The organism is Cellulomonas sp. P4_B5_2, from assembly GCF_056402235.1.
On record NZ_JBFUHU010000081.1, the window covers coordinates 1 to 11,562 of the forward strand.

At 70.5% G+C, this 11,562-nt stretch carries 12 protein-coding genes; all 12 read left to right on the forward strand.

Features of this window, described 5'->3' with window-relative positions; all coding sequences use genetic code 11:
* Window positions 1-672 (forward strand): ABC transporter permease subunit (locus AC1DUQ_RS07705; protein WP_477073599.1); only part of this gene is annotated, 672 nt, incomplete at its 5' end.
* A gap of 45 nt (window positions 673-717) precedes the next feature.
* Window positions 718-1,929 (forward strand): ROK family transcriptional regulator, encoded by a 1,212-nt coding sequence (locus AC1DUQ_RS07710; RefSeq protein ID WP_477060549.1) that lies wholly within the window; start codon window positions 718-720, stop codon window positions 1,927-1,929.
* Between the two features lie 73 nt (window positions 1,930-2,002).
* Window positions 2,003-2,788, forward strand: coding sequence for an ATP-binding cassette domain-containing protein (locus AC1DUQ_RS07715; protein WP_477060550.1), 786 nt, complete (start codon window positions 2,003-2,005; stop codon window positions 2,786-2,788).
* A 169-nt stretch (window positions 2,789-2,957) separates the two neighbouring features.
* On the forward strand, window positions 2,958-3,647 hold the full coding sequence (gene ftsE, locus AC1DUQ_RS07720) for a cell division ATP-binding protein FtsE (RefSeq protein WP_056096656.1): 690 nt from the start codon (window positions 2,958-2,960) through the stop codon (window positions 3,645-3,647).
* Entirely contained in the window at window positions 3,647-4,561 is a 915-nt protein-coding gene (ftsX, locus tag AC1DUQ_RS07725; protein WP_477060551.1) for a permease-like cell division protein FtsX, read from the forward strand. The genes ftsE and ftsX overlap by 1 nt, the downstream gene beginning before the upstream one ends.
* A 2-nt stretch (window positions 4,562-4,563) precedes the next feature.
* A complete protein-coding gene (locus AC1DUQ_RS07730) occupies window positions 4,564-5,859 on the forward strand; it encodes a peptidoglycan DD-metalloendopeptidase family protein (protein WP_477060552.1) in 1,296 nt (431 codons plus the stop codon).
* A gap of 70 nt (window positions 5,860-5,929) precedes the next feature.
* Complete coding sequence (gene smpB, locus AC1DUQ_RS07735) at window positions 5,930-6,400, forward strand: SsrA-binding protein SmpB (protein WP_056096649.1); 471 nt, start codon at window positions 5,930-5,932, stop codon at window positions 6,398-6,400.
* A complete protein-coding gene (locus tag AC1DUQ_RS07740; protein ID WP_477060553.1) occupies window positions 6,397-8,244 on the forward strand; it encodes a DUF2207 domain-containing protein in 1,848 nt (615 codons plus the stop codon). Before smpB ends, AC1DUQ_RS07740 begins: the two co-directional genes overlap by 4 nt.
* An 11-nt stretch (window positions 8,245-8,255) precedes the next feature.
* The gene (locus AC1DUQ_RS07745) at window positions 8,256-9,311 is read left to right on the forward strand and encodes an ATP-dependent DNA ligase (protein ID WP_477060554.1); all 1,056 of its coding nucleotides are present in this window, start codon (window positions 8,256-8,258) and stop codon (window positions 9,309-9,311) included.
* 72 nt (window positions 9,312-9,383) lie between these two features.
* Entirely contained in the window at window positions 9,384-9,935 is a 552-nt protein-coding gene (locus AC1DUQ_RS07750) for a PAS domain S-box protein (RefSeq protein ID WP_477073600.1), read from the forward strand.
* Complete coding sequence (locus tag AC1DUQ_RS07755) at window positions 9,932-10,828, forward strand: methyl-accepting chemotaxis protein (RefSeq protein ID WP_477060556.1); 897 nt, start codon at window positions 9,932-9,934, stop codon at window positions 10,826-10,828. Before AC1DUQ_RS07750 ends, AC1DUQ_RS07755 begins: the two co-directional genes overlap by 4 nt.
* A 103-nt stretch (window positions 10,829-10,931) precedes the next feature.
* Window positions 10,932-11,562: trypsin-like peptidase domain-containing protein (locus AC1DUQ_RS07760; RefSeq protein WP_477073601.1), on the forward strand; the 631-nt coding region annotated here is incomplete at its 3' end.

The window sequence follows — 11,562 nt, forward strand, 5'->3', positions numbered from 1 at the left end:
GCCAACAACATGGACGTCGTCACGATCGTCATCGGCATCCTGGCCATCGGGGCGATCGTGGTCTCGCAGGTCCGAGCCCGCCGTTCGCTGCGCAAGCACGAGCTGTACGTCGAGCCGGTGGGCCTGTTCGCCACCAAGCTCGCGCTCGTGTCGATCGGTATCGGCGTCCTCACGGTCATCCTGTCGTTCTCCGCGGGCGGCACGCCGACCGTGCTCGTGATCGTCGGGGTGCTCATCGTCGCCTACACGTTCCTCATGGGGCGCACGGTGTTCGGCCGGCACATCTACGCGATCGGCGGCAACCGCCTCGCCGCGAGCCTGTCGGGCGTGGACACCCGTCGGGTCGACTTCTGGATCTTCGTCAACATGGGTGTGCTCGCCGGAGCGGCCGCGATCGTCACCACGGCCCGCGCCGGTGCCGCCATCGCGTCGGCCGGGCAGAACTTCGAGCTCGATGCCATCGCCGCGTGCTTCATCGGTGGCGCCGCCGTCACGGGCGGCATCGGCCGGATCTCGGGAGCGATCGTCGGTGCGCTCATCATGGGCGTGCTCAACATGGGCCTGTCGATCCTGTCGGTCGACCCGTCCTGGCAGATGGCGATCAAGGGCCTCGTGCTCCTGTTCGCCGTGGCGTTCGACCTGATCAACAAGCGTCGGGCGGGGACGCGCTAGCGAGGCGATGAATCGATGGACGACGAGTTGCACTAGGTTCGCACGGTGAGCAGGCGAGCACCCGCAGCCGGCTCCCAGTCGTCCCTGCGCGACGCGAACCGCAACCTCGTCGTCGAGACGGTCAAGCGGTACGGCGGGCTCACGCAGGTCGAGCTCGCCGAGGCAACAGGTCTGTCGCAGGCGACGGTGTCGACGATCGTCCGGGAGCTCCTGGCTGCCGGCGTCGTCGACACCGCCACGACCACCCGCAGCGGGCGGCGTGCCCAGATGGTCACGCTCGCCCGCCGCGTCGGTCTGGCGGCCGGCGTGCAGATCGGGCACCGGCACCTGCGGCTGGTGCTCGGGGACTTCAGCCACCAGGTCATCGCGGAGCAGACCCTCCCGCTGCCGGCGGACCACCGGGTGGACACGAGCCTGGACCGCGTGGCCCTGCTCGTCGTCGACCTGGTCGAGCGGGTGGGGGCCTCGCTCGACGACGTCGTCGGGCTGGGTGTGGGCCTTCCCGCGCCGGTCGACGTGTCCACGGGCATGGTCTCGGTGCGCGGCATCATGCCCGGCTGGGACACCGTGCACATCGGCCAGGTGCTCTCCAAGCGGCTGGGCCGGCCGGTGTACGTGGACAACGACGCCAACCTCGGCGCGATCGCCGAGAGCACGCTCGGTGCGGCGCGGCAGTACAGCGACAGCGTGTTCGTGCGCGCGTCCTACGGCACTGGTGCCGGGATCGTCATCAACGGCCAGGTCCATCGAGGCGTCGCCGGCACCGCGGGCGAGATCGGGCACGTGCAGGTCGCGTTCCCGGGCGAGCTGTGCCGGTGCGGCAACCGCGGCTGTCTCGACACCGTCGTCGGCGCCTCGGCACTCATCGACCGGCTCCGCGTGAGCTCCGGTCCGCTGGCGCTGCGCGACGTGGTGCAGCGCGCGATCGACGGCGACGAGCGCTGCGGCAAGGTGGTCGCGGAGGCCGGCGCCATGATCGGGATGGTCGTCGCGGGGCTCGGCGTCGCGGTCAACCCGCAGCTGGTCGTCGTGGGCGGCGAGCTGGCGGAGACGGGGGAGCTGCTGCTGCGGCCCCTGCGCGAGGCCGTCCGCAGGAACGTGCTGCTGAACCAGATCGCCCCGCTCGAGGTCGTCGCCGCCTCGCTGGGGTCCCGGGCCGAGGTGATCGGCGCCCTGGTGCTGGCCCTCCAGTCGACCGCCCTGCCGCTCCGCGTCGACGACGACCAGACGCCGGTCGGGGTCGGAGCGGCGCAATGACGCGATCGACGCCTCACATGGTGGAAGATTCACTGCACGTGTCACGTGCCCGACGGGGAGCAGGTGAGAGGCGATGAGCACGGCCAATGACGTGCCCCTGCTGTCGCTGAGGGGTCTGGGCAAGCGTTTCGGTGCGGTGGAGGCGCTGGTCGACGTCGACCTCGACGTCTACGCGCACGAGGTCGTCGCGCTCGTCGGCGACAACGGCGCCGGGAAGTCGACGGTCGCCAAGATGATCTCGGGCGTGCTCGTCCCGGACACGGGGCTCATCGAGATCGCCGGCGAGACGGTCACCATCCCGTCGCCCATCGCGGCGCACGCGCTCGGCATCGCGACGGTGTTCCAGGAGCTGGCGCTGGCCGACAACCTGGACGTGACCTCGAACCTGTTCCTCGGCCGCGAGCTGCACAGAGGTCGGGTGCGGGACGACGAGACCATGGAGCAGATCGCCCGGAAGGTCCTGCGCGACCTGAACAGCCGGATCCCGTCGGTCAAGTCGCCGCTGTCCACGTTGTCCAAGGGGCAGCGCCAGTCCGTCGCGATCGCCCGCACGCTGATCGGCAGGCCCAGGATCGTGGTGCTCGACGAGCCGACGGCCTCGCTGTCGGTGTCGCAGACCGCCGAGGTGCTCACGCACATCGAGCGCCTGCGCGACCTCGGGCTCGCCGTCGTCCTCATCAGCCACAACATGAACGACGTCCGCGCGGTGTCCGACCGGATCGTCGTGCTCCGGCACGGCCGCAACAACGGGGTGTTCGACGCCGCGACGGTCAGCCACGAGGCGATCCTCGCCGCGATCACCGGCGCGCCGCCGACCCGCGAACCGGACCCGAGGGCGTTCCTGCCGACCCTGCACTGACGGGCGTTTCGCGGGCTTTGCCCGACCTGTCCGGGGGCCGCTGCAGTTCACAGGTTCCCCTGCGGCGTGTCACCACCGGGTGGGGGTGGGTCCGTTGCCTACTCTCGACAAGGCCAGCAGTAGTGCCCGTGCGTGAAGTCCATCCCCGAACCTGGCCCCTTCGAGCACCGTGATCAGATTCGAGAATGTCACCAAGGTCTACGCCCGCGGCGCACGACCGGCGCTGGACCGCGTGTCCCTGGATGTCGAGCGGGGCGAGTTCGTCTTCCTCGTCGGCGCGTCCGGGTCCGGCAAGTCCACGTTCCTGCGCCTCGTGCTGCGCGAGGAGCGGGCCTCCGCCGGCCGCGTGTTCGTCGCCGGCAAGGAGCTGGGCACGCTGTCGTCGTGGAAGGTGCCGACGCTGCGCCGCCAGATCGGCGCCGTGTTCCAGGACTTCCGCCTCCTGCCCAACAAGACGGTGTTCGAGAACGTGGCGTTCGCGCTCCAGGTGATCGGCAAGCCACGGCACCACATCCTCACCACCGTGCCGGACACGCTCGAGATGGTCGGCCTGGCCGGCAAGGAGAAGCGTCGTCCGCACGAGCTGTCCGGCGGCGAGCAGCAGCGCGTGGCCATCGCGCGCGCGTTCGTCAACCGCCCGAACATCCTGCTGTGCGACGAGCCCACGGGAAACCTCGACCCGACGACGTCCCTGGGGATCATGCGCCTGCTCGACCGGATCAACCGCACGGGCACCACGGTCGTGATGGCGACGCACGACGACGAGATCGTCGACCAGATGCGCAAGCGCGTCATCGAGCTGTCCACCGGCGCGATGGTGCGTGACCAGTCGCGCGGCGTCTACGGGTCGGACCGCTGATGCGCCTCCAGTTCATCCTCTCCGAGATCGGCCTGGGCCTTCGTCGCAACCTCTCGATGACGATCTCCGTCATCCTCGTGACCTTCGTGTCGCTCACCTTCGTCGGCGCCGCCGCACTGCTGCAGACGCAGATCGGCAAGATGAAGGACGACTGGTACGACAAGGTCGAGGTCTCGGTCTTCCTCTGCCCGCAGAACTCCACGGAGCCCACCTGCGCGAGCGGCGAGGTGACCGACGAGCAGAAGGCCGACATCCAGGCGGCGCTCGCGTCGCCCGAGGTCAAGCCGTACGTCGAGAAGGTCTACACCGAGACCAAGGAACAGGCGTTCGCGGCCTTCCAGGAGCAGTTCAAGGACCAGTTCTGGGCGTCGGCCGCGACGGTCGACGACATGAACTCCTCCTACCGGATCAAGCTCACCGACCCCGAGCAGTACCCGGTGGTCGCCGAGGTGGTCTCGGGGCGGCCCGGCGTCGAGGAGGTCAAGGACCAGCAGCGGCTGTTCGACCGGCTCTTCTCGGTGCTCAACAACGCGACCCTGCTGGCCGGTGGGCTCGCCGCGGTGATGCTCCTGGCCGCGGTGCTGCTCATCACGACGACCATCCGGCTGTCCGCGCTGAGCCGTCGTCGCGAGACGGGGATCATGCGCCTGGTCGGGGCGTCGACCGTGTTCATCCAGCTGCCGTTCATGCTCGAGGGCGCGATCGCCGCGACGATCGGCGCCCTGCTGGCCGTCGGTGCGCTGTGGCTCGGCGTCGGCTACCTGATCGACGACTGGCTCGGTGAGCAGGCGGCGTGGATCCCGTACGTGAACACGTCCGACGTGCTCGCCGTGGCACCCATCCTCATCGCGGTGGCGATCCTGCTCGCCGCGATCTCGTCCCTGGTCACTCTCAGCCGCTACACGAAGGTGTGATCGTGCGCCGTCTGCGGATGCCCGCGTTCCTCGTCGTGCTCGTCCTCATGGTCACCGCGCTCTTCACCGCGCCGGCCTACGCCGACAAGATCGACGACCGGCGCAAGGCAGCCGAGGCGCAGAAGGCCGCGATCGCGAAGGCGCGCGACGACACCGAGGCCGCGATGGAGGGCGTCGACGCCAACCTCCAGGCCCTGGCGATGCAGCTGGCGGACACGCAGGCGAAGATCCCCGCCGCGCAGGCCGTGCTCGACGAGGCCAAGGCGGCGCTGGAGAAGGCGCAGCGCGAGGCGGCGATCATCGCGGCCCGGCTGGTCGACGCCGAGGACCAGCAGGCGACGATCACCACGACGATCACGCAGGACGCCGAGTACGCCGCGCAGATGCGCGCCGCGATCGGTCAGATGGCCCGCGAGGCGTACAAGGACGGCGGCGGCGTCTCCGGCGTCGACGTCATCCTGGACGCGCAGAGCACCGACGACTTCGTGCAGCGGTACGGCCTCATGGCGACGGCGCTGCGCACGCAGGCGCAGATCCTCGACCAGCTCCGGGCGGCCGAGTCGGCCAACAAGAACGCCGAGGCGCGCCTCGGCGCGGTCAAGGAGAAGATCGCCCAGCTCAAGGCGGAGGCCGACCAGAAGGTGGTCGAGGCCGACGCGGCCAAGGCGGCCGCGGCCGCGGCGAAGGCGTCGCTGGACGCCCTGCTCGCGCAGCAGGTGCAGCAGCAGGCGTCCCTGGACGCCCAGCGCGCGGCCCTAGAGGCGCAGCTGGCACAGGCCGACGCCGAGGCGGCAGCGATCCAGAACGAGCTCCAGGCCGCGATCGCCGCCCAGAAGGCCCGCGACGCCGCAGCCGGCAAACCGCACGGCCCGGCCGGTCCCATCGGCAACGCCCTGTTCGGCAACCCGACCAGCGTCAACCCGATCTACGTGACCTCCGAGTACGGCATGCGGTTCCACCCGACGCTGCACTACACGCGACTGCACGCCGGCATCGACCTGCGCACCTACTGCAACACCCCGATCTATGCCGGCCGTTCGGGCACGGTCACGTGGGCCAAGGCGCGGTACGGCTTCGGCAACCAGGTGATGATCGACAGTGGGTTCGTCAACGGGAACGCCCTGTCGGCCAGCTACAACCACCTCACCAGCTTCGCGGTCAGCTCCGGGCAGACGGTCGAGCGGGGCCAGCTGATCGGGCGGTCCGGCAACACCGGCACGTCGGCCGCCTGCCACCTGCACTTCGAGGTCTATGTGAACGGCGGGACCGTGAACCCTCGCCCGCTCCTCGGTCTCTGATTTCGGATGGCGCCCGGCAGGTAGTCTCGACCCGCACCATTCGCGCGCTAAGGAACGAGGTTCGACCACCGTGGCCAAGGATGTCGGGCGCAAGGTCGTCGCCTCGAACCGGAAGGCCCGGCACGACTACGTCATCGAGGACGTGTTCGAGGCCGGCATGGTGCTCAGCGGCACCGAGGTCAAGGCGCTGCGGATGGGCCGGGCCTCGCTGGTGGACGGCTGGTGCGAGGTGACCAACGGCGAGCTGTGGCTCGAGGGCGTGCACATCCCCGAGTACTCGCAGGGCACCTGGACCAACCACGCGCCCCGCCGCAAGCGGAAGCTGCTGCTGCACCGCTCGGAGATCGACCGCCTCGAGTCCCGCACGCGGGAGAAGGGGCAGACGATCATCCCGCTGTCCCTGTACTTCCTCGACGGCCGCGCCAAGGTGGAGATCGCGCTGGCCCGCGGCAAGCGCGAGTGGGACAAGCGGCAGGCGCTGCGCGAGCGGCAGGACAACCTCGAGGCCACCCGGGCCATCCGCGAGAAGCGCGACCTGTGAGGGCCCTGCGCGCGGTCCTGCTGGCACTCGGTCTCGTCGTCGCCCTGACGGCCGCTGCCGTCCCCGACCAGACGAGCGGCCGGGAGATCACGCGGTACGACGTCACAGCCTCCCTGGCCGTCGACGGCACCATGCGGGTCACGCTCGACTTCGACTTCGACTTCGGCGACGACCCCGGTCACGGACCGTTCCTCAGCCTGCCGACGAGGGTCTACTACGACGAGACGCTGGATCGCGCGTTCGAGTACACCGACATCTCGGCGTCGTCTGCTTCTGGAGCGCCGGACCAGGTGAACGAGGAGTCCACCGGCAGCGCGCTGATCCTGCGCATCGGCGACGAGGACATCGACGACGTCTCCGGCGTGCAGACGTACCACGTGGAGTACACGGTCGACGGGTTGCTCAACCCCGCGAACGAGCAGCACTCCGGCGACGAGCTCTACTGGAACGTCATCGGCGCCGGCTGGGAGATCCCGCTGGGCGACCTGACGGTGGCGGTCGACGGGCCCGCCGCGGTCGAGGGTGCCGTCTGCTTCGCCGGACCGTACGGGTCCACCACCGGGTGCACCTCGTCCACGTTCTCCGGTTCGACCTCCTCCTTCACGCAGGACCTGGTGCCCCTGGGCGACGAGTTCTCCACCGTGACCGGCTGGCCGGCCGGGACGTTCCCCGGGGTGGAGCCGATCCTCGTCGACAAGCCCGACCCGCTGGCCCCCGTGCGGCCGACCTCCGCGTTCGGGATCGTCGCCCTGCTGGTGCTCGTCGGCGGCGGCGTCCTGGCCTTCCTCCGGGTGCGCCGGGTGGGCCGCGACAAGGCCTACCTCGGACTGACCCCGGGGCTGCGTCCCGCCGACAACCAGCCGGGCGCGGCGACGGGCTTCCGCGATCGTCGCGAGGTCGTCTCCGTGCAGTTCCAGCCGCCCGCGGGCGTGCGACCGGGGGAGATGGGMACGCTCCTTGACGAGAAGGCCGACCCCGTCGACGTCACCGCCACGCTGGTGGACCTGGCCGTGCGGGGCTGGCTGCGCATCGAGGAGGTGCCGCGGTCCAACCCGAAGAAGAAGGCCAAGGACTGGACCCTGGTGCAGCTGAAGAACAAGGACGGCTCGCTGCTGCCGTACGAGGACGAGCTGCTGTCCTCGATCTTCGCCGCCTCGACGTCGGTCAAGCTCTCCGACCTGAAGACCACGTTCGCCGCCTCGATGGCCAAGGTCCAGGACGGCCTCTACGACCATGTGACTGCCTCAGGCTGGTTCCGGGCGAACCCCAAGCACGTCCGCGCCAGGTGGTACGGCGCCGGGATCGCGCTCGCCATCCTCGGCGTGATCCTGACGTTCGCCGTGTTCGGCGCCGGCCTGTCCGTGGGCGGGCTCGCGCTGGTGCCGATCGCGCTGGTCGTCGTGGGCATCCTCGTCACGCTCCTGGGCAAGGCCGCCCCCGCCCGCACCGAGGACGGCACCGCCGTGCTGGCGCAGTCCCTCGGGTTCCGCCGCTACCTGGCCACCGCCGAGGCGAACCAGCTGCGGTTCGAGGAGGGCGAGGACATCTTCAGCCGGTACCTGCCCTACGCGATCGTGTTCGGGCTGGCTGACCGGTGGGCGCGCGTGTTCTCCGAGCTCGCTGCTCAGGGTCGTTTCGTGGATCAGCCGGGCTGGTACGTCGGCGGCTACTACCCGGGAGCGAACATCTACTGGGCGACCGCGTTCGCGTCGTCGCTGGACCGGTTCCAGTCCGTGGCGACCGAGGCGATCTCCGCGCCGACCCCCGGTTCGTCGGGCGGGTCCGGGTTCAGCGGCGGGTTCTCCGGCGGTGGCGTCGGCGGCGGTGGGGGTGGGGGCTGGTAAGACTGGTGGCCATGAAGCTGCCGGTGATGCCGCCCGTGGACCCGATGCTCTCCAAGTCGGCGCCGTCCATCCCGCCCGGGAAGCTGTACGAGCCCAAGTGGGACGGGTTCCGCGCGATCGTGTTCCGCGACGGGGATTCTGTTGAGATCGGCTCGCGGAACACCAAGCCGATGCAGCGGTACTTCCCGGAGATCGTTGCYGCGGTGCTGTCCTACCTGCCTGAGCGGTGTGTGGTCGACGGCGAGATCATCGTGCCGTCGTCGTCGCACAGCGGGCTCGACTTCGACGCGCTGCTGCAGCGGGTGCACCCGGCGGAGTCGCGCGTGCGGCTGCTCTCCGTCGAGACGCCCGCGCTGCTGGTGCTCTTCGACGTGCTTTCCGTTGGCGACGAGGACCTCATGTCTCGGCCCTTCTCGGAGCGGCGTGCGGTGCTCTCGTCGTTGGTCACGCCGGGCGGACCGATCTCGATCACCGCCCAGACGTCGTCCCTCGATGTCGCGACGCAGTGGTTCTCGCAGTTCGAGGGCGCGGGGCTGGATGGCGTCGTCGCCAAGGACCCCGCGGGGTTGTACGAGCCCGGCAAGCGGACGATGCAGAAGATCAAGCACGAGCGGACCGCCGACTGCGTGGTCGCCGGGTACCGGCCGCACAAGTCCGGCGACGACGCCGTCGGGTCGCTGCTGCTGGGGCTGTACAACTCCTCCGGAACGCTCGCGTCCGTGGGTGTGGCGGCATCGTTCCCGATGGCGCGTCGCCGGGAGCTGGTGACGGAGCTCGCGCCCCTGGTGGTGCCGCTGGAGGGGCACCCGTGGGACTACTCCGCACTCGGCCGGACGCCTCGGGAGGCGGCGGGGAGCCGCTGGTCCGCGGGGAAGGACCTGTCGTTCGTGCCCCTGTCGCCGACCCTGGTGGTCGAGGTCGCCTACGACCACATGGAGGGCGACCGGTTCCGGCACACCGCGCAGTTCCGCCGCTGGCGCCCGGACCGGGACCCGTCGTCGTGCACCTACGCGCAGCTCGAGGAGCCGGTGTCGTACGCGCTGAAGGACGTGCTGGCGACCAGCTGATCCTCACTTCCGCGGTGACGCCGCCGATGTGTCGGTCGACGGTTGGCCGAACTTGAGCGAAGGCAGTGCCGCGTGCGCGTTTCGAGCGTTGTCCCGACGGGTGTCGAGCGCACCTTCGGCGACGACGAGATCATCGTGTCCAAGACCGACGCCAAGGGTCGGCTCACGTACGCCAACCCGGTGTTCCTGCGCGTGTCGGKGTATGCCGAGGCCGGCCTGATCGGGAAGCCGCACAGCGTGATCCGCCACCCCGACATGCCCCGCATCATCTTCAAGGTCATGTGGGAGACCATCGAGGCGGGCCAGGAGATCTTCGCGTACGTGAACAACCTCGCCGCCGACGGCGCCCACTTCTGGGTGTTCGCGCACGTCACGCCGTCGCGGACGGCCTCCGGGTCGCTCGTCGGCTACCACTCCAACCGCCGTCTCCCGGACCGCGGCGCGGTCCGCGCGGCCGACGCGCTGTACCGCCGCCTGCGCGCCGAGGAGGCGAAGCACGCGAGGCCGACTGACGCGATGCGGGCCTCCGGCCTGCTGCTGGAGGCCGAGCTGGCGACGCGGGAGATGACCTACGACGAGCTCGTGTGGAGCCTCGCGACGACCGACGAGCTGGTGACCCGATGAGGCGCACCCAGGTCGAGACGCCCGACACCGGCGAGCTCGACAGCTACCGCCGCGCCGTCGCCGCCCTGTCCGCCGCGTTCGCGCGCGTGGCCGACGGCGACCTCGAGGTGCGCGTCGACCCCCTGGACGGTCCGCCCGAGCTGGCCGCCCTGCGCGACGACGTCAACCGCAGCCTCGACGTCATGGACGCGTTCGTCCGCGAGTCGGGTGCATCGCTCACCGCAGCCGCCGAGGGTCGGTTCCACCGGCAGTTCCTGGTGCGCGGCATGCCGGGCACGTTCCGCGACGGGGCGCAGCGCATCAACACCGCGCGCGACACCATGGAGCTCTCCGCCGCGTCGCTGGCGGAGCAGACCTCCACCCGCCAGCTCATGGTGGACAAGGCGGTCGAGGTGTCGGTGCACGTCGCGGCCGCCTCGACCGAGCTGGGCGCGTCCGCTCAGGTGCTCGCTGAGTCGGCGCAGGCGGGGGTCGACGAGGCCACCGCGGCCCTGAGCACCGTCGAGGCGCTCGAGCAGTCGGCCCAGGAGATCCAGCAGGCCGTGCGGCTCATCAAGAACGTCGCCTCGCAGACGCGCCTGCTGGCCCTCAACGCCACCATCGAGGCGGCCCGCGCCGGGGAGTTCGGGCGCGGCTTCGCCGTGGTCGCCGCCGAGGTCAAGACCTTGGCCGACGAGTCCGCGCGCTCGTCCGACGACATCACCGCCCAGGTCGACGCGTCCCGCGCCGCCACCGACCGGGCCGTCCAGGCCATCGGCCGCGTCTCGGGCGCGATCCACGAGATGAACGACCAGGTGGGCGGGATCGCCCAAGCGGCCGGAGGACCCCAGGGCCTGTCGGAGCTGGCCGAGATGCTGCACGGCGACATCTCGCAGTTCGCCGCCCAGCACTGAGGTCCACAGGCTGCGCACGGGAACACTCCAGCGACCTCTCGGGTCCGGGGCGTTCTCTGGTCCTTGACGGCGCCAGACGGGGGCCGTCGGGGAGGTCAGAGCCATGGACGAGCAGCAGGTTTCGGGAGCGTCGGACGCTCCTGTGGAGGGGTCGGGGGCTTCGGTGCCGGAGGGCGTGGGGTCCTCGTCGGCAATCGGCGGTGTCGCCGTCCCGACGAAGCCCGTCGTCCGTCGCGGCCTCGCCTTCGGTGCCGCGGGTGGCGCACTCGCCCTCGGCCTGCTGGCCGGTGGGGTGACCGGCGGCCTGATCGCCGCGGCCCAGGCGTCGTCCGACACCGACAACGCGGCGGCGTCGACGGTCGAGGGGGCGGCGTACGAGCCGCCGACGGCCGAGGTTCCGTCGTTCGTCCCGCCGTCCTGGGGCAGTTCTCCGTCCACCTCTGACCAAGCGGCCGCCAGTGAGGCGAGCGCGGATCAGCAGGTCGGCGTCGTCACCATCACCACGACCCTCGGCTACCAGAACGCGTCGGCGGCGGGCACCGGCATGGTGCTGACGGCGAACGGGCTGGTGCTCACCAACAACCACGTGATCGAGGGCTCGACGTCCATCGAGGTGACCATCGAGTCGACCGGTGCTTCGTATGTCGCCACCGTCGTCGGCACCGATGCCTCGTCGGACGTCGCGCTCCTGCAGCTCGAGGGCGCATCGGGGCTGGCCACGGTCGCCCTGGACG